Here is a 16,225-nt window from a genome sequence, read left to right as displayed (position 1 = left end):
GGTATGGCGGTGGAACCACAGTGGGTGCCGAGCGACGACGATCTCGCCCAGGCCCAGGTGACCAGCTTCGCGCTGTTCGCCGAGAAGCGGACAGGACTGTCCTTCCCGGACTATCAGGCCTTGTGGCAGTGGTCGATCGACGACCTGGAAGGGTTCTGGGGCGCGCTCTGGGACTACTTCGACCTCGGCGACCGGACCGGCGACGTGCTCGGCTCCACGGAAATGCCGGGCGCGCGGTGGTTCCCGGGGGCGCGGCTGAACTATGTCGAGCAGGTGCTGCGGCAGGTTCGTGACGACCGGCCCGCGATCCTGTCGGTCGACGAGACCGGCGAGATCACCGAGATCTCCTGGGCAGCGCTGGTCGCCACCGCCGCCGGGTTCGCGCGCGCCCTGCGCGAAATGGGCGTCGGCCCCGGCGACCGGGTCGCCGGATACCTGCCGAACATCGCCGAAGCCGTGATCGCGTTCCTGGCCACCGCCGGTATCGGAGCCGTCTGGAGCGCTTGCGGGCAGGACTATTCCGCGCAGGCCGCCCTCGACCGGCTCGGCCAACTCGAACCGAAGGTGCTGGTCACGGCCGACGGGTACCGCTTCGGCGGCAAGGTGCACGACAAGACCGCCGATATCGCGGCGCTGCGTGCGGGCCTGCCGTCGCTGGCCGGGACCGTGGTGGTGTCGCGCATCGGCGCGGCCGTGCCGGACGCGATCGCCTGGGCGAACGTCGATCCGGGCGACGCGGATGTCGACTTCGACATCGAAGCCGTGGATTTCGCGCACCCGCTGTGGGTGCTGTACTCGTCCGGCACCACCGGCAAGCCCAAGGGCATCGTGCACGGACACGGCGGCGTGCTGCTGGAGCACCTGAAAGCCGTTGCCCTGCAATCCGATATCGGGCCCGACGACACGTTCTTCTGGTACACCAGCCCCAGCTGGATGATGTGGAACTTCCAGGTCGCCGGACTGCTGGTCGGCGCCACCATCGTCTGCTACGACGGCAGCCCCGCCGCGCCCACCCCGGACGCGCTGTGGCGGCTGGCCGCCCGCACCCGCGCCACCGTCCTCGGCACCAGCCCCGGCTACGTGCTGGCCTGCGCCAAGGCCGGATCCGTGCCCCGCACCGACCACGACCTGTCCGCGCTGCGGCTGGTCGGCATCACCGGCTCGTCGCTGCCGCCGTCGTCCTCGCTGTGGCTGCGCGACAATGTCGGCGAGCGGGTGCCGGTGGCCTCGATCAGCGGCGGCACCGACGTGGTGTCGGCGTTCATCGGCGGCGTCCGCACCGTGCCGGTGTGGCCGGGTGAACTGTCGGCCCCGTATCTGGGTGTGGCCCTGGACGCCTGGGACGAACAGGGCAATCCGGTTCGGGACGAGGTCGGTGAGCTGGTCATCACCAAGCCGATGCCGTCCATGCCGGTGTCGTTCTGGAACGACGCCGACGGCTCCCGCTACCGTGACGCCTACTTCGAGATGTTCCCCGGCGTCTGGCGGCACGGCGACTGGATCACCATCACCGGCCACGGCAGCATCGTCGTGCACGGGCGCTCGGATTCCACCCTGAATCGGCAGGGCATCCGGATGGGCAGCGCCGACATCTACCAGGCGGTGGAACGTATACCGGAGATCGCCGAGGCGCTGGTCATCGGTGCCGAACAGCCCGACGGCGGCTATTGGATGCCATTGTTCGTGGTGCTCACCCCCGGCGTCGAATTGACCGACGAATTGCGCGGCCGGATCAATGCGACCATTCGCGCCGAGGTGTCCCCGCGGCATGTCCCCGACGAAATCATCGCCGCGCCCGGCATTCCGCACACCCGCACCGGCAAGAAGCTGGAAGTGCCGATCAAGAAGCTCTTCCAGGGCGCGGAAGCCGCCACCGTGGTGGCCCCCACCGCCGTCGACGTGCCCGAACTGCTCGATTGGTACGCCGCTCAGAAGCCTCGCGGATAACCGGAAGCCCGCGGATGAGCGGGGTTACTCAGTGTGCACCGGGCAGGCGCCGCCGCCCGGTGCACACCTCCGACGCCAAATCCTCGTAGCCGACGGCCAATTCGGCCAGATGCTCCCAGGTCACGGTGAGATCCCGGCCGGATTCGCGCGCCAGGGCGGCATAGGCGGCGGCGGTGAGCCGGGCCAGCCGATCGATGACCGCGCCGAGCGTCTCGGTGTGCACGCGGGCCGCGCCGTGCGACGGCGGCAATTGCGCCGTCACCCAGCAGTCGATCTCGTGCACCAAATTCGAACGGCGCGTGTCGAGTTCGGTGAGCTGCTCCGGCCGGGCGCTGAGCAGGCGCTCGTGTAGTCCGGTCAGATCGTGCGCGGCGCGCAATAGTGGATGTCCGGGAAAACCTGTCCCACGGCAAGCCTGAAGGACCTGGTTCTTGGATGGCAGTGTGTCCCTCATCGCTACTGCTCCTAATACCGCTCCCTGCGAATTCCAAGCACAGTAGTCAGCGCAGATGACAGGGACGTGTCTGCCGGTTCAACAGCCCACTGCCATTCCGCTAGGGGAACCTCCCCATAACCGACGATCAATCGGTGAGCCTGTTCTAAATGGAACGATCAGTCTCGAATCCGGCCGGTCGTGAAAACTGTGGATGAATCGGAAATCCGTTCAGGCGAGCACGGATACGGCTGTCCGCGCGGCATCACGCAGGCGCGCAGCGGAATCCGGCGTTCGCTCGAGGACTCGGACACCCTGGAGGAAAACCAGGAGGAATCGGGCAAGTGAACGCGGATCCGAATCCGCGGCCAGTTCCCCCTGCGCGCGAGCCCGCAGCAATGCCGAAGTCAACGTCGTTTCCAGGTGCGCCCAGCTGGACTCCACCAGCCGCGCCACCGCCTCGTCGGTGCGGGCCCGTTCGACCGCGCTGTTCACCACCATGCAACCCAGATACGAATCGGGACTGGAGGCTTCGCGCACGAACCGCTCGACCAGTCCGCGCACCGCGGGCAGTACCGGACCGGGCTGCGACAGCTCCGCCATGATGGCCGGATCGGTGGTCTCGAGATAGCGCCGCAGAGCCTTCAGATAGAGGTCGCGCTTGCCGCCGAAGGTGCCGTAGATGCTCGCCTTGGCAATCCCAAGACGCTCAACCAGATCCGCCATCGAGGTCGCCTCGTAGCCCTGCTCCCAGAACAATTCGAGAGCGCGGTGCAAGGCGGTGCCGGGGTCGAACTCCTTGGTCCTCGCCATGACGAGCACCCTACGTCTTTCGGGACCGACCGGTCCGCTAACGCCGCCGTGACACGAGGTCGAAGAAGGTCTGGATATCGGCCGCGTGCGCCCCGGGCACATCCATGGCGAGGAAATGGTTACCGGTGTTGCCCTCGGGCCAGTACGCGATGGTGTTATCGCGTTCCGCGAGGCGGCGCATGAGCGGCGATCCGCCGGAATACACGCCGATCGGGACCAGTTTCTGGCCCGCCGGCCAGGCGAATCCGTCCTCGCCGAGGCCGTTGTACATGGGCCACGACGAGGTGGCGGCGGTATTGGTGAACCAGAAGACGCTCGCGTTGGCCAGCAGCTGGTCGCGATCCACCGCCTCCTCCAGGTGATCGGCCAGCGGTGAGAACTCGTTGAACTTGTGCACCAGCCAGCCCAGTATCCCGACCGGCGAATCGGCCCACCCGTGCGCGAAGGTCTGCGGCGCCTGCCGCAACAGCACGTGGTGGTTCACCCCGGACTGCCACTTCTGCATGAGATCCCATTCGGCGCGCTCCTCGGCCGTCATGGTCGGCACGTCCGCCGCGGTCGGCATCCCGATGCCGCCGTCGATGTGCACGCCGATCAGATGATCCGGATCGGCGATCGCCATCTCCTGCACCACGTACGCGCCCAGATCCCCGCCCTGCGCGCCGTACCGGTCGTAACCGAGCCGCGCCATCAGCTCCACCCAGATCCGGGCGACCCGGCGCGGCTTCATCCCCGGCTCACGCGGCGCCTCGGAGAACCCGAACCCGGGTACCGACGGAATCACCACGTGGAAAGCCCGCGCCGATTCCATGCCGTGCGCCCGGGGATTCGTCAGCAGCGGAATGGTTTTCGTGAACTCGACGAAGCTGTTCGGCCACCCGTGCGTGAGGATCAGCGGCACCGCGTCCGGATCCTCGGAACGCACATGCAGGAAATGCACATCCAGCCCGTCGATCTCGGTCAGGAACTGGGGGAACTCATTGAATGCGGTTTCCTCTGCGCGCCAGTCGAATTCGGTACGCCAATACTCGGCCAGCTCGCGCAGATAGTCCACCGGCACACCGCGCTCCCAGCCCTGCCCCGGCAGCTGCCCGCTCCACCTGGCCCGCGCCAGGCGGTCGTGGAGGTCGTCGAGCTCGGACTGCGGCACGGCGATGCGGAACGGGCGGATATCGGTGCTGGTCATCGTGGCTCCCCTTGGTATTCGGTGAACGGTTCACCGACCAGGTTACGAAGCATGTAGGACTATTCTTGTCCTACTTCGAGGGCAGGATGGAATTCATGAGCGATACGTCGGCCCGGCTGCTCCGTTTGCTGTCCCTCCTGCAGACCCCGCGCGAATGGCCCGGCAGCGAACTGGCGGACCGTCTCGGCGTCACCGACCGCACGGTGCGCCGCGATATCGACCGGCTCCGCGACCTCGGCTACCCGGTCGAGGCCACCATGGGCGCGACCGGCGGCTATCGCCTGGTGGCCGGCGCCGCCATGCCGCCGCTGCTCCTCGACGACGACGAGGCCGTGGCCATCGCCGTCGGCCTGCGCGGCGCCGCGGGATCCGCCATCGCCGGCATCGAGGAGGCCTCGGTCCGCGCGCTCGCCAAACTCGAACAGGTCCTGCCCGCCAAGCTGCGCCGCCGAGTGCGGGTTCTGGGTGTCGCCACCATCGCGCCCGGTGCGGATGCGAAGTCCGTGGACCCGGAACTGCTCACCGCACTCGCGGCGGCGATCTCCAATACTGAACGCGTCCGTTTCGCGTACGAGGCGGCGGATGGTGCCGAGACGCGTCGGCATGTGGAGCCGGTCGGGCTCGTGCCCTATCGGCACCGCTGGTACCTGGTTGGGTTCGATCTCGACCGCGATGACTGGCGGAGCTTTCGAGCGGACAGGGTCAGTCGGGTGCTCGCGACCGGCGCTCGGTTCGTTCCCCGAGAGCTTCCCGCCGCGGACCCCGCTGCCTACATCACCGGTGATCGAACCGATTGGGGGACGCCGTCGCTGCACTTTCTCGTGGATATCGCTGCTCCTGCCTCGGCCGTGATCGGGCGGCTGGGGGAGGGGCCGGGCGATGTAGTCGCGCGGGGGCCGGAGGCTTGTGCGTTGGATATGCGGCGAGATGACTTGCCCGAGTGGGTGGCGCATCGATTGCTGCAGTTGGGGGTTGAGATCACGGTGCATGGTCCGGCGGAGTTGGTGGAGGAGATTCGTGCGATCCGTGATCGTGCAGGGCGTGCGGTCAAAGACAAGAGCTGAAAGACCAAAGACTCAACGGCATCGAGGCACGCACGCAGCTCGGGGGTGATCCAGCCTTCGATGCGGGTCATCCCGTCCACTCCAGGGCGGCACAGGGTGATTCCGCGACGGCGGCGACGATCAGCGTCGGAAACAACCTTCCCATCAGGATCCAGCCGCGCGAGGATGTCACGCCCGATCTTCAACAGGTCATCGGGCCACCCATTACGCGAGTAGTCGACCAGGATCTGCTCGGCCTCCGCCCGCGCCTCGGTGGGCACATCAAGAGGCAGGTGGTTCATCACGTCCATGATGTGGCGCACGTGATCACGCGAGATCTCGCCCGCAGCAAACACTTCGGCAGTCACCGGCAATACCGGTGGTGCGACGTGCCCGGTCTGCTGCACGAATTCCCCGCAGTGGTGTGTGATCTTTACCCGCACCGCCGCGTCGTAGCGGGACAGGCCGAGGGTGTGGCGCAGGAACGGCACCATCTTCCCCGCACCGCTACGCGCGTGCAGGGACCGTTCTCCCGCTTCGATGATCAGGCGAGTGTCCAGGGCGGCGAGTTGACGCTGGGTCGAGACTGCGGCCGCCAGTTCAGCGATACCGCAGTCGTCGAGTGTCACCCCCATTCGAATCCATGCCTCCATTTTACGCCCGTGCTATTACCCAGGGAACACGAAATGTCCGGTATACCTTAGTAATTCATGCAGCAATTACCGATTGCTGCTGTGTAAGAACACCATCCACCATCTGGTAAACGCTGTCCATCTGATCCAAATGTGAAAGATCGTGTGTAACAAGCAAAGTGGCTGCACCATGCTCTCGCACGATCCCAACGATCAAGTCGATGATCGCCGCCCCGCGCTCCTGATCCAACGCACTGGTCGGTTCATCGATGACCAGCAGCGACGGATCGTTCATCAGCGCTCGGGCGATATTGACCCGCTGCCGCTGCCCGCCCGAGAGCTGAGCGGGCCGCTTGTTCTCGTGGCCGCTCAACCCCACCGCGTGCAGCAGATCCCGTGCCCGCGCACGAGCTTCGCGCCGCGTGCCGGGGGAGACGAACCAGCTCTGCCCCAGGTGCACCATCGCCTCGAGTTGCTCGATGGTGGTCAGCGCCGGCACCAGATTGGACTGCTGGAACACGATCCCGATCGAGTTCCGCCGCATCGTCGCCGCGTCCCGGCGGCTCAGCTCGGCGAGATTCACGTTTCCCGAGGCGGTTTCGAGCTCCACCCGCCCCGAGTCCGGCCGCAGCAGCGTCGACACCGTGGCCAGCAGTGTGGATTTGCCGGACCCCGACGGCCCTGTGATGGCGGCGATCTCGCCGCCGCCCACGCGCAGGTTCACGTGGTCGAGCGCGGTGATGCGGTCCGCGCCGTCCGGAAAGGTGAGGGTGAGGTCGGAGACGGTCAGTGTGTTGGTCATCGCGATGCTCCTGGGAGGCAAAGGGATCGTGGTCATCAGCGGGCCTGGTTGAGCGCGGTCAGCGGATCGGTGGTGACGAGGAAGCGCAGGGCGAAGGCGGCGCCCAGCAGGCCGAGCGCGATCAGGGCGGCGGCCGGGAAGAGCGTCGTGCTCGCGCTGAGGATGAACGGCACCGCGCCGCCCATGAACAGTCCGGCCACGACCGTGATTCCGACACCCACGCCGACACCGAGCAGCAGCACGATCAGGGCCTGGCTCAAGGCATCCCGGATCAGGGAGCCGGTGGTCGCGCCCAAGGCCTTCAAGGTCGCGATGTCGGGCTGTCGCTGCACGGTCCACACCGTGAAGAACGCGCCGATCACGAGCGCCGAGATGGCGAACAGCATGACGGTCATCAGCGTGAGCGACCCGTTCTCGGCCTGGTAGGAGGACATGGCGGACAGTGAGTTCTTGCTGCTGGTCGTGGTGGTGTGAGCACTCGAGTTCAGTGCCTTCTGTTCGCTCACCCCCGAGACCGCGAGGATGGTGGCCGCCCCCGAGCGCGGGTTCAGCGCCTGCCAGTCCGACAGGGTCATCCACACCACCGGGGTGTGCGCGTACCAGTCGTCGTCGGTCACGCCCGCCACGCTGTAGCGAGCCGAGCCCAGCTCGACCGTGTCACCGGACTTCGCATCGAGGTTCTTCGCGGCCGCCTTGGAGAGGATCACCGATCCGGGTTCGGTAGCTGTGCGCTTGCCGAAGGGGGTGCCCTGCACGCCGAACAGCGCCACCTGGGTGGGGGACGCGCCGTTGACGGTGGCGCGGGTGCGGCTGATGCCGATCGGGTCGACGGTGCCGCCCGCGCGCTCCCAGGTCTGCACCTGTTCGGTGCTCAGTGTGGAGGAGTCGAAGGAGGGGGAGGAGCCGGTGTCGGAGAAGACGACGGTGTCGGTCTTCAGCGATTCGATGGCGGAGATGTTCTGGTGCGCCAGACCGGCCGTGAGACCGCTGAGAAAGCTGACCAGCAGCGCGACCAGCGTGACCACCAGGGTAATCAGGAGGAAGCGGCCGCGGGCCGCCCGCAGATCTCTGAATGCGACGAACATACTTACACCCTCGCCGGGAAAGCCCGTCCCGCCATCGCGCCGCGGAACGAATCCCGGTCCGCCAACGGCACGGCGGCGTTTCCTACTTTCGATGGATGCCGGGGTAATTGCCCGGCATAAGCTGGTCGCGTGCACCGGTCCCCCCTGACTCCCGTCTTCTCCGCACTGCAGCTCGGGCTGCACGTGCTGGTCGTGGCGTTGACCGTGGTGGTGGCGGTGCAGGAGGTCGTCTCCGGGGCCCATCAGGTGCTGGTGGTCGTGCTGGCCGGGGTCTTCCTCGGCGTCTACTTCGCCGGGGGACGGTTCCGCCGGAACCTGGTGGGAGCGCGGATCTGGCTCGGTGCGCTGACCCTGCTCTGGCTGGCCCTGGTGCTCGTCGCCCCGCTGGCCGTCTACCTGGTCTTCGGCCTCTTCTTCCTCTATCTGCATCTGCTGCCGCGCTATTGGGGCGTGCTGGCGGTGATCGCCGCGACCGTGGTCGCCGTCGTCGGGTTCGCCGCGCACCGCGGCTGGACGGTCGCCGGTGTGATCGGCCCGCTGCTGGGCGCGCTGGTCGCGGTCGCCATCGGGCTCGGCTACGAGGCGCTGTTCCGGGAGGCCGCGGAACGGCAGCGGCTCATCGACGAATTGCTCGCCACCCGAGAGACTCTCGCCGAACAGGAACGCACCGCGGGCAAGATGGCCGAACGGGAGCGGCTGGCGCAGGAGATCCACGACACCGTCGCGCAGGGGCTCAGCAGTATTCAGCTGCTGCTGCACGCCGTCGAGCGGGCCGCCCCCGATCATCCGGCGCTGGAACGGATTCGGCTGGCCCGGGAGACCGCCGCCGACAGTCTCGTCGAAACCCGCCATCTCATCGCCGAACTCACGCCGGCCGCGCTGGAGGGCCAGTCCCTCGCGGGCGCGCTCACCCGGATCGCGGAGCGGGCCGCCGCCCCAGGGTTGGAGGCGGAGGTTCTCGTCGAGGGCGATCCCCAGGCGCTGCCCATGCCGATCGAGGCCGCGCTGGTCCGCATCGCGCAGGGCGCGGTGTCGAATGTGGTGCGGCACGCGCAGGCTCAGCGCATGCGGGTGACCCTCACCTACGGCGATGACGCCGTGCACCTCGACGTGGTCGACGACGGTGTGGGCATCGATCCGGCCGTGCTGGCCGAATCCCCGTCGGGCAGCTTCGGTTTGAACGCCATGCGCAATCGGGTGGAGCAGCAGGGCGGCACCATGGATGTCGAATCCGAACCCGGCCACACCGCGGTCACCGTCTACTTCCCCCTGGAGGACCAATGATCCGCATCCTCCTCGCCGACGACCACGCCATCGTCCGCGCGGGCCTGCGCGCCCTCCTCGACTCCAGCGTCGCCGAAACCGATTCCGACGACATCGACGTCGTGGGGGAGGTCGCCACCGCCGAGGATTCGGTGGCCTTCTGCTCCACGACCGAGGTCGACCTGGTCCTGATGGACCTCCGCTTCGGTCCCGGCAAGTCCGGCGCCGACGCCACCGCCGCCCTGCGCGGCCTCCCGAACCCGCCGAACGTCCTGGTGGTCACCAACTACGACACCGACGCCGACATCCTCGGCGCCATCGAGGCGGGCGCCGTCGGCTACATCCTCAAGGACACCCCGCCCGCCGAACTCCTCGCCGCCGTCCGCTCCGCCGCCGAAGGCGAGAGCGTCCTCTCCCCGTCGGTCGCCTCCCGCCTCATGACCCGGGTCCGCAAACCCGACACCACCCTGAGCCCCCGCGAGATCGAAGTCCTGCGCCTGGTCGCCGACGGCCACTCCAACCGCGAGATCGGCAAACGCCTCTTCCTCTCCGAGACCACCGTCAAATCCCACCTGGTCCACATCTATTCGAAGCTCGGCGTGAAGTCCCGAACCTCCGCCGTGGCCAGGGCCCGAGAGCGCGGAGCGATCTGACCGCGCGGAACCGCCGAACTCAGTGGGCGGCAGGCGCGGCGGCCAGCAGCGCGGGCCAATCCTGGGTCGACGCCCAGTCGGCGAAGGAATGCCAGGCGATCTCGGGGTAGTCGCGGCGCAGACCGGCGACATCGACATCGAGACCGACGGTCGAGAAGTACTCGAACATGGCGGCCAGATCGGTGGAACGGGAGCGCACGTACGCGAGCGGGACCTCCCGGTGCGCGATCGGCGCGCCGATGGCGGCGGCCAGGGTCGCGGCGATCCGCGCGGGCGTGAGCTCGTCCGCCGCGATATCGATACGGCGACCGGCGAATTCGGCGCGGCGGTCCAGGGCGAGGGCCGCGAACGCACCGATATCGGTGGCACAGATCAGGGTCAACGGCTGCTCGGTGGGCATCGGCCAGGAGAACGTCTGCTCGCGCAGGCCGTCCAGGGTCCAGCCGGTGGCGTAGTTGTCCATGAAGGCGGCCGGAGCGATGACGGTCCACGGCACGCCCGAGGCGGTCAGCCGGCGCTCGACCGCGAACTTGCTCTCGTAGTGTGGCACACCGGTTTCGCGGTCGGCGTGCGCGACGGAGGTGAAGACGATGTGGCCGAGGTGAGCGGCGACAGCGGCCTCGACGAGGTTCTCGCCGTGCCGGACCTCGACGGTGGTGTCGGTGTCGAACGGGGTGGTGACCGCGAACAGCGAATCCGCCCCGGCGAGTGCGGCATCCAGCGATGCGCGATCGTCGAAGTCGGCCCGGCGGATCTCCGCGCCGAGCGCGCGCAGCCGCTCGGCGGCGGGGGAGTCGGGGAAGCGGGTGAGGGCGCGGACGTGGTGGCCCCGATCGAGCAGGGCGCGGGCGGTGGCTCCGCCCTGGGCGCCGGTGGCGCCGGTGACCGCGATGGTGAGCATGGTTCCTCCAGGGGTATTATCTGCTGTGCGGCGCATTAACTGCGCCATGCAGCAATCTATCGGAGATTGCTGCGTCGCGCAGCTAATGAGGAGTGTGATCCAGATGACATCCCAGCGTCGCCGGGCGTTGTACGACGAGCTCTCCGGCGAATCGCGCCGGTACATGGCCGCGTACACGCTGTTCAACCAGGCCATCGCGGACAAGCTCGGACTGCATCCCACCGACCTGCAATGCCTGAGCCTGCTCACCGCGGAATCGCAGCCGCTGACGGTCAAGCAGATCGCCGACATGACCGGGTTGACCACGGGTTCCGCCACCCGCCTGGTCGACCGTATGGAACGCGGCGGCTATGTCACCCGCGAAGCCGATCCCGAGGACCGCCGCCGGGTGCTGGTCACCCCGGTCCCCGAGGCGGTCGCCCGCATCACCGCGACCTGGGACGACCTGGGCGAGGGCTGGGAGGCCATGCTGAGCGACCACACCGACGCCGAACTCGAGGCGATCATCGCGCACATGCGAAAGGCTCAGGAGCTCAGCAAAACCCAGATCGCCCGCCTCCGGGGCGCGCGCGGCTGAGCGTCGTACGGTGTCCGCTATGGCCTCACTCTCCGATTCCCGAGTACGCGAGTTTCTGAGCGCGGGCACCCGCACCGGCAAGCTGGCCTTCGTGGCCGCCGACGGCCGTCCCCTGATCGCCCCGATCTGGTTCATCGTCGAGGGCGACCACATCGTCTTCAATACCGGCAAGGACACCGCCAAGGGCCGCTCGATCCTGCGCGACGGCCGCGTCACCCTCTGTGTCGACGTATCCGAGCCCCCATACTCTTTCGTTCAGGTGCAGGGCGTGACCGAGGTCTCCGAGGATCCCGACGACCTGATCCGCACCGCCACCGATATCGCCGCCCGCTACATGGGCGCGGACAGCGCCGAGGAGTTCGGCAAGCGCAACGGCGTCCCCGGTGAGCTCGTCGTCCGGCTCTTCCCCACCAAGGTCCTCGCCGATTTCGAGGTCAGCGGCTGAAATCTCCGATTATGGAACCGTGAGTTCCGTTATGTGTTAGATTCGGAACCGTGAGTTCCGTATCCGAGGGTCCGCGGCCGGGCCGGCCGCTGTCGGCCGAGACCGATCTGGCCGTTCGCGAGGCGACCGTCGCCCTGCTCGCCGAGGTGGGCTACGCCGGCCTGCGCGTGCAGGACGTGGCGACCCGGGCCGGGGTGGGCAAGGCCGCGCTGTACCGGCGCTGGCCGTCGAAAGCCGCGCTCGCACTGCATCATCTGATCGGGGACCTGCGGCCGCGCGAGTACCGCGACACCGGCGGTCTGCGCGGTGATCTGCACGAGGTCGCGGCGGACTTCGTCGAACGCATGGGGAATCCGCGGGTGCGGGCGGTGCTGCCCGAGCTCATGGCGGATCTGATGCGCGACGGAACTCTGCAGACCGTGTTCGAGGACGTCTGCCTGCTGCCCGAGCGTGAGCTCATCCGGGCGGTCGCCGAGCGGGCGGTCGAGCGCGGGGATCTGGCCCGTGTGCCCGACTTGGATTGGGCGCACGCGCAATTCGCGGGACCGGTCTTCCTCTGGCTCACCATGCTCGGTGGGCAGGGCGATCGGGCACTGATCGACCGGGTCGCGGATTCCGTTGCCGCGAGCTGGATGTACGACAAGGAGAAGGACCAATGAACACCTGGCTGTGGATCGGGCAGATCGTGCTCGCGGCGTCGTTCGTGCTCGGGGGCGTCGCGAAGGCGGCGATCGAGAAGGACAAGCTGCGCGGCGGAATGCCCTGGGTGGACGACCTGTCGCAGAACGCGGTGCGGGGGATCGGGATCGTGGAGATCCTGGGCGGCCTGGGGGTGGTGCTGCCGTGGGCCACGGGGATCGCGAAGGTGCTGACGCCGATCGCCGCGGTGGGTCTGGCCCTGGTGATGGTCGGCGGGTTCGTGACCCACGTGCGACGCGGGGAGTATGGGCGGTCGCTGTCGAACGTGGTGCTGTTCGTGGTGGCGGTGCTGGTGGCGGTCGGACGGTTCGCCTGAGCGGGTGTGCGAGACTCGCCCGATGACAGTGCACTTCATCGGGGCCGGGCCCGGGGCGGCGGATCTGCTGACCGTGCGCGCGGTCGAACTGCTGCGCCGATCCCCGGTGTGCCTGTACGCGGGGACGTATCTGGACCCGGAAGTGCTGGCGTACTGCGCGCCCGACGCCGAGCTGATCGATACCCAGAAGCTGGATCTGGACGAGATCGTGGCGCACTGCGCGCGGGCGCACGCCGAGGGCAAAGAGGTCGCGCGGCTGTGCTCGGGCGATCCCTCCATATATTCGGCCCTCACCGAACAGAAGCGGCGACTCGACGCGCTGGGGATCCCGTGGGACGTGACGCCCGGGGTGCCCGCGTACGCCGCCGCCGCGGCCCTGCTCGGGGCGGAACTGACTGTGCCCGAACAGGTGCAGTCGGTGGTGTTGACTCGGACACACGCGCGCTCGACGGCTATGCCCGATTCGGAGGCGCTGGCCAATTTCGCCCGCACCCGGGCCACGCTGGTGCTGCACCTGGCCATCACCCGGATCCGCGCCCTCGCGCAGGAGCTGACCGCCGACTACGGCAGTGCCTGCCCGGTGGCCGTGGTGTACCGGGCGACCCAGCCCGAGCAGCAGGTTCTCCGTGGAACCTTGGCCGACATCGCGGACCGTGTGGAGGCAGCCGGGCTGCGGCAGGCCGCGGTCATTCTGGTGGGCCGGGCACTGGCCGAAAGTATCGATTGCGCGCAGTCTCACCTGTACGACCCTGGTCGCGATAGGTCGCATATCACTGGCTGAAACAGTGAAATGGGAAGATAGCCGACGGCTATGGCCCTTTCGGATTCCCGCTTGCGCGCTGCCGGTAGATTGGACCGAGTGTCCGTCACCAGAATCACGACTGTGACCCGGCGTTGGCCGGTGGGTGTGGTCGCGCCCATGTAACAAGATCGGCCAGCTGGGGGGATACCTCCCAGGGAGTCTCGACAACAAAAACAAGACGGTGAAGTAAGCCCCGAACGCCGGACGTCACGCTGACCGCAGCGGTGGCGTCCTGTTCGGGTTTTTCGGCGGGGAACGCTGCGGTCGTGGTGTTCCGGAAGCGAGGTTTGGGTTGGACCGGCTGGATTTCGGCGGCATCGGCGAAGCTGGCAGCGAAATCGCACCGGGATCGGGCGAACTTTTCCCGCTGTCGCCGGCGCAGCTCGGCATCTGGTATGCCCAGCACCTGGACCCGCAGGTTCCGATCAATATCGCCCAGTACGTCGAGCTGCGCGGGGAACTCGACATGGCGCTGCTCGAGGCCGCCATGGTGCGCGGCTCGGAGGAGTTCGGTTCCGGCTTCCTGCGCATCGTCGAGCGTGACGGCGAGCCCATGCAGATGGTGGACCACTCGCTGGACCGCACCATCTACCACGTCGATCTGAGCGCCGAGGCCGATCCGGCCGCCGCCGCCCACGCCTGGATGCGCGCCGACTACAGCGCGCCCCTGGAACTCACCCGCGACCGCCTCATCCGCACCTGCATGCTGAAACTGGCCGACGGCCATTACTACTGGTATGCGCGCATCCACCACATCGTGCTGGACGGTCTCGGCGCGGTGACCTACATGACCCGGGTCGCCGAGGTCTACACCGCGTTCGTCAATGGCGTCGAGCCCCCGCCGCACAAGCTGACCGACCTGCCCACCCTGGTCGAGCAGGAGTTCGCCTACCGCGACTCGAGCCGCTTCAAGTCCGACAAGGAGTACTGGGCCGAGCGGATCGCCGGTGTCGAGGACGGCACCAGCCTGGCCGGACGTTCCGCGCCGCCGGCGGCGATCAATCGGATCGCCACGGCCGCGCTCACCGAGGGCCAGACCTCACTGCTGGATCAGGCCGTGGCCCGCCACGAGTCCTCGCCCGCGGGTCTGCTCATCGCCGGTTTCGCCGCCTACCTCGCGCAGTGGACCGGCAGTCAGGACGTCGTCCTCAGCCTCCCGGTGACCGCGCGCACCACCGCGATCATGCGCCGCTCCGGTGGCGCTGCCTCGAACATCGTGCCGCTGCGCCTGAAGGTCGGCCACGACTCCACGGTCACCGATCTGCTCGGCCAGGTGACGGTGGCCGTCTCGGGCGCCCTGCGTCACCAGCGCTACCGCGCCGAGGACATCAAGCGCGACAGTTCTTCCGGCGATTTCTCCGGTGGCGAGGTCGGGTCGCAGTTCTTCGGCCCGTGGGTCAACATCATGTTGTTCCACAACGAGGTCGTGCTCGGCGACATCACCGGTGAGTACAGCGTGCTGTCCACCGGTTCCATCGAGGACCTGGGCGTCAACTTCTACCAGTCGGTGAAGGGCACCCGGAACCACATCGACTTCGAGACCAACCCGAACCTGTACTCCGACCAGGAGACCCGCAGTCACCACGCGCGTTTCCTGGAGTTCTTCGACCGCTTCCTGGCGGCCGAGGCGGCGCAGCCGGTGTGGGGCCTGCCCATCACCACCGCGGCCGAGCGCACCCGCACCCTGGTGGAGTGGAACTCCGCCGCGCACGAGGTGCCGGTCACCACGCTGCCGGCGTTGCTGGACAAGCAGATTCCGCTGACCCCGGACAATGTGGCCGTCGAGTTCGAGGGCGAGCAGCTCACCTACGCCGAGTTCGGCGAGCGGGTCAACCGCCTGGCCCGCTTCCTGATCGAGGACGGCGTCGGCCCGGAATCGCTGGTGGCCCTGGGCATGCGGCGTTCGCTGGAGCTGGTCGTGGGCATGCACGCGGTGCTGCGCGCCGGTGGCGCGTACGTGCCGATCGACCCCGATCATCCGGCCGACCGCACCGCCTACATCCTGGAGTCCGCGGCACCGGTCTGCGTGCTGACCACCGCCCGCGACGAGCTCGAGCTGCCGGAGTCGGTGCGGCGCTTGGAGATCGACACCCTCGACGTGTCGGCGTACTCCGCCGAGCCGGTGACCGACGCGGACCGCCGCGCGCCGCTGCGCCCGGACAACACCGCCTACGTCATCTACACCTCGGGTTCGACCGGCCGCCCCAAGGGCGTCGCGGTCACCCACCATGCCATCGTCAACCAGGAACTGTGGATGCTCGACGAGTATCCGATGACCGAAGACGATGTGTACCTGCAGAAGACGGCCACCACCTTCGACGTGTCGCTGTGGGGCTACTTCATGCCGCTGCTGGTCGGCGCGAAGCTGATCGTGGCCACCCCGGACGGTCACCGCGATCCGTTGTACGTGGCGGAGATGATCGAGCGCCACGGCGTCACGGTCACGGACTTCGTGCCGTCCATGCTGACGGTGTTCGTCGCGCACGCCACCCGCGCCCAGTGCGCCACGCTGAAGTACGTCTTCGTGATCGGTGAGGCGCTGCCGCCGGAGACCGGCGCGGGCTTCCGCGAGATCACCTCGGCCGGCCTGCACAACCTGTACGGCCCCACCGAGGCCGCGGTCTCGGT

The 16,225-nt window shown here is 68.0% G+C and carries 16 protein-coding genes and 1 pseudogene (1 of these 17 running past the window's edge); 10 read left to right on the top strand and 7 right to left on the bottom strand.

Translation table 11 applies throughout. The features are described from left to right. The first annotated feature begins 3 nt into the window (after positions 1-3). On the top strand, positions 4-1,947 hold the full coding sequence (locus tag ACQP06_RS32030) for an acetoacetate--CoA ligase (RefSeq protein ID WP_433668608.1): 1,944 nt from the start codon (positions 4-6) through the stop codon (positions 1,945-1,947). A gap of 28 nt (positions 1,948-1,975) precedes the next feature. On the opposite strand, the gene ACQP06_RS32025 is transcribed toward ACQP06_RS32030, so the two are convergent. The 3 genes from ACQP06_RS32025 to ACQP06_RS32015 form a co-directional block, all read right to left on the bottom strand. Then, a complete protein-coding gene (locus tag ACQP06_RS32025; RefSeq protein WP_433668606.1) occupies positions 1,976-2,401 on the bottom strand; it encodes a DUF4254 domain-containing protein in 426 nt (141 codons plus the stop codon). 210 nt (positions 2,402-2,611) lie between these two features. Further along, positions 2,612-3,193 (bottom strand): TetR/AcrR family transcriptional regulator, encoded by a 582-nt coding sequence (locus ACQP06_RS32020; RefSeq protein ID WP_433668604.1) that lies wholly within the window; start codon positions 3,191-3,193, stop codon positions 2,612-2,614. A gap of 37 nt (positions 3,194-3,230) precedes the next feature. Beyond that, positions 3,231-4,379: an epoxide hydrolase family protein gene (locus ACQP06_RS32015; protein WP_433668602.1), complete on the bottom strand. Its 1,149-nt coding sequence runs from the start codon at positions 4,377-4,379 to the stop codon at positions 3,231-3,233. Positions 4,380-4,474: 95 nt separating this feature from the next. On the opposite strand from ACQP06_RS32015, the gene ACQP06_RS32010 reads away from it, so the two are divergent. Next, positions 4,475-5,443 (top strand): helix-turn-helix transcriptional regulator, encoded by a 969-nt coding sequence (locus tag ACQP06_RS32010; RefSeq protein WP_433673494.1) that lies wholly within the window; start codon positions 4,475-4,477, stop codon positions 5,441-5,443. 14 nt (positions 5,444-5,457) lie between these two features. Here the strand turns inward: ACQP06_RS32010 and ACQP06_RS32005 are convergent. The 3 genes and pseudogenes from ACQP06_RS32005 to ACQP06_RS31995 form a co-directional block, all read right to left on the bottom strand. Next, positions 5,458-6,057: pseudogene (locus ACQP06_RS32005) on the bottom strand (DUF222 domain-containing protein); the annotation flags it as partial. A 73-nt stretch (positions 6,058-6,130) separates the two neighbouring features. Further along, entirely contained in the window at positions 6,131-6,856 is a 726-nt protein-coding gene (locus tag ACQP06_RS32000) for an ABC transporter ATP-binding protein (protein WP_433668600.1), read from the bottom strand. Between the two features lie 35 nt (positions 6,857-6,891). Next, the gene (locus ACQP06_RS31995; protein WP_433668598.1) at positions 6,892-7,941 is read right to left on the bottom strand and encodes an ABC transporter permease; all 1,050 of its coding nucleotides are present in this window, start codon (positions 7,939-7,941) and stop codon (positions 6,892-6,894) included. A 129-nt stretch (positions 7,942-8,070) separates the two neighbouring features. On the opposite strand from ACQP06_RS31995, the gene ACQP06_RS31990 reads away from it, so the two are divergent. Together ACQP06_RS31990 and ACQP06_RS31985 are read left to right on the top strand one after the other, a co-directional pair. After that, a complete protein-coding gene (locus ACQP06_RS31990) occupies positions 8,071-9,225 on the top strand; it encodes a sensor histidine kinase (protein ID WP_433668597.1) in 1,155 nt (384 codons plus the stop codon). After that, the gene (locus tag ACQP06_RS31985) at positions 9,222-9,857 is read left to right on the top strand and encodes a LuxR C-terminal-related transcriptional regulator (RefSeq protein ID WP_433668595.1); all 636 of its coding nucleotides are present in this window, start codon (positions 9,222-9,224) and stop codon (positions 9,855-9,857) included. The genes ACQP06_RS31990 and ACQP06_RS31985 overlap by 4 nt, the downstream gene beginning before the upstream one ends. Before the next feature lie 19 nt (positions 9,858-9,876). Here ACQP06_RS31985 and ACQP06_RS31980 read toward each other — a convergent pair whose 3' ends face one another. After that, positions 9,877-10,758: an NmrA/HSCARG family protein gene (locus tag ACQP06_RS31980; RefSeq protein WP_433668593.1), complete on the bottom strand. Its 882-nt coding sequence runs from the start codon at positions 10,756-10,758 to the stop codon at positions 9,877-9,879. A gap of 103 nt (positions 10,759-10,861) precedes the next feature. On the opposite strand from ACQP06_RS31980, the gene ACQP06_RS31975 reads away from it, so the two are divergent. The 6 genes from ACQP06_RS31975 to ACQP06_RS31950 all read left to right on the top strand — a co-directional run. Beyond that, positions 10,862-11,335 carry a MarR family winged helix-turn-helix transcriptional regulator gene (locus tag ACQP06_RS31975; RefSeq protein WP_433668591.1) on the top strand — a complete coding sequence of 158 codons (474 nt, stop codon included), beginning with the start codon at positions 10,862-10,864 and terminating at the stop codon, positions 11,333-11,335. A 19-nt stretch (positions 11,336-11,354) separates the two neighbouring features. Beyond that, a complete protein-coding gene (locus ACQP06_RS31970; protein WP_433668589.1) occupies positions 11,355-11,780 on the top strand; it encodes a PPOX class F420-dependent oxidoreductase in 426 nt (141 codons plus the stop codon). A gap of 50 nt (positions 11,781-11,830) precedes the next feature. Next, positions 11,831-12,439 carry a TetR/AcrR family transcriptional regulator gene (locus ACQP06_RS31965; protein ID WP_433668588.1) on the top strand — a complete coding sequence of 203 codons (609 nt, stop codon included), beginning with the start codon at positions 11,831-11,833 and terminating at the stop codon, positions 12,437-12,439. Continuing rightward, a complete protein-coding gene (locus tag ACQP06_RS31960) occupies positions 12,436-12,795 on the top strand; it encodes a DoxX family protein (protein WP_433668586.1) in 360 nt (119 codons plus the stop codon). Before ACQP06_RS31965 ends, ACQP06_RS31960 begins: the two co-directional genes overlap by 4 nt. A gap of 22 nt (positions 12,796-12,817) precedes the next feature. Next, entirely contained in the window at positions 12,818-13,576 is a 759-nt protein-coding gene (gene cobM, locus ACQP06_RS31955) for a precorrin-4 C(11)-methyltransferase (protein WP_379271151.1), read from the top strand. A gap of 313 nt (positions 13,577-13,889) precedes the next feature. Then, positions 13,890-16,225, top strand: partial view of a non-ribosomal peptide synthase/polyketide synthase gene (locus ACQP06_RS31950; protein ID WP_433668584.1) — the 5' end (the start) only. Its footprint extends 41,752 nt past the window's final position; 2,336 of the gene's 44,088 nt are visible here — the first part of the coding sequence; its start codon is at positions 13,890-13,892; its stop codon lies off the right edge, out of view.

The sequence above is a fragment of the Nocardia sp. CA-136227 genome, assembly GCF_050955695.1.
Taxonomy (GTDB): Bacteria; Actinomycetota; Actinomycetes; order Mycobacteriales; family Mycobacteriaceae; genus Nocardia.
The sequence above is the reverse complement of the archived record's forward strand: the minus strand, read 5'-3'. Positions and strand labels throughout refer to the sequence as shown.

What these genes read in the sequence shown, in the direction of transcription:
- ACQP06_RS31970 (WP_433668589.1), top strand. Translation starts at nt 11,355, where the DNA reads ATGGCCTCACTCTCCGATTCCCGAGTACGCGAGTTTCTGAGCGCGGGC.
- ACQP06_RS31985 (WP_433668595.1), top strand. Translation starts at nt 9,222, where the DNA reads ATGATCCGCATCCTCCTCGCCGACGACCACGCCATCGTCCGCGCGGGC.
- ACQP06_RS32015 (WP_433668602.1), bottom strand. Translation starts at nt 4,379, where the DNA reads ATGACCAGCACCGATATCCGCCCGTTCCGCATCGCCGTGCCGCAGTCC.
- ACQP06_RS31995 (WP_433668598.1), bottom strand. Translation starts at nt 7,941, where the DNA reads ATGTTCGTCGCATTCAGAGATCTGCGGGCGGCCCGCGGCCGCTTCCTC.
- ACQP06_RS31975 (WP_433668591.1), top strand. Translation starts at nt 10,862, where the DNA reads ATGACATCCCAGCGTCGCCGGGCGTTGTACGACGAGCTCTCCGGCGAA.
- ACQP06_RS32010 (WP_433673494.1), top strand. Translation starts at nt 4,475, where the DNA reads ATGAGCGATACGTCGGCCCGGCTGCTCCGTTTGCTGTCCCTCCTGCAG.
- cobM (WP_379271151.1), top strand. Translation starts at nt 12,818, where the DNA reads ATGACAGTGCACTTCATCGGGGCCGGGCCCGGGGCGGCGGATCTGCTG.
- ACQP06_RS31980 (WP_433668593.1), bottom strand. Translation starts at nt 10,758, where the DNA reads ATGCTCACCATCGCGGTCACCGGCGCCACCGGCGCCCAGGGCGGAGCC.
- ACQP06_RS32025 (WP_433668606.1), bottom strand. Translation starts at nt 2,401, where the DNA reads ATGAGGGACACACTGCCATCCAAGAACCAGGTCCTTCAGGCTTGCCGT.
- ACQP06_RS32030 (WP_433668608.1), top strand. Translation starts at nt 4, where the DNA reads ATGGCGGTGGAACCACAGTGGGTGCCGAGCGACGACGATCTCGCCCAG.
- ACQP06_RS31960 (WP_433668586.1), top strand. Translation starts at nt 12,436, where the DNA reads ATGAACACCTGGCTGTGGATCGGGCAGATCGTGCTCGCGGCGTCGTTC.
- ACQP06_RS32020 (WP_433668604.1), bottom strand. Translation starts at nt 3,193, where the DNA reads ATGGCGAGGACCAAGGAGTTCGACCCCGGCACCGCCTTGCACCGCGCT.
- ACQP06_RS32000 (WP_433668600.1), bottom strand. Translation starts at nt 6,856, where the DNA reads ATGACCAACACACTGACCGTCTCCGACCTCACCCTCACCTTTCCGGAC.